We start from the raw sequence: 475 nt of genomic DNA on the forward strand, positions 1-475 counted from the left end.
AAGGCTGACGGCGAATACTTCCGCCGCGTCGTACCGTCCCCTAAGCCTAAGCGCATTTTCGAAATGCGTCCTATCAAGTGGATGATCGAAAAAGGCGCCGTCGTGATTGCAGCCGGCGGCGGCGGCATTCCGACCATGTACCAGGGTGACAAGCTGGTTGGCGTGGAAGCCGTGATCGACAAGGATCTGACCTCCGCCCTGCTGGCGCGCGAAGTGGATGCTGATTACTTCGTGATCGCGACCGACGTGTCGACCGTATTTGTCGGCTGGGGCACGCCAGAAGCGAAAGCCATCAAGCACGCACACCCGGACGAAATGGAAAAGCTGGGCTTTGCTGCCGGCTCCATGGGCCCGAAAGTGGAAGCGGCTTGCGAGTTTGCCCGTCTGACCGGCAAGAAAGCCGTGATCGGCGCGCTGCAGGACATCGAGAAGATCGTTAAAGGCGAAGCCGGTACCGTGATCTCGACCGAAAAAG

At 59.4% G+C, this 475-nt stretch carries 1 protein-coding gene; it reads left to right on the forward strand.

Going from position 1 to position 475, the window contains the following annotated elements; translation table 11 throughout:
- The coding region (locus GQF02_RS15750; RefSeq protein ID WP_456236740.1) for an amino acid kinase family protein at window positions 1–475 on the forward strand (475 nt) is incomplete at both ends.

The sequence above is a fragment of the Craterilacuibacter sinensis genome, from assembly GCF_009831765.1.
Classification (GTDB): domain Bacteria; phylum Pseudomonadota; class Gammaproteobacteria; order Burkholderiales; family Chromobacteriaceae; genus Craterilacuibacter; species Craterilacuibacter sinensis.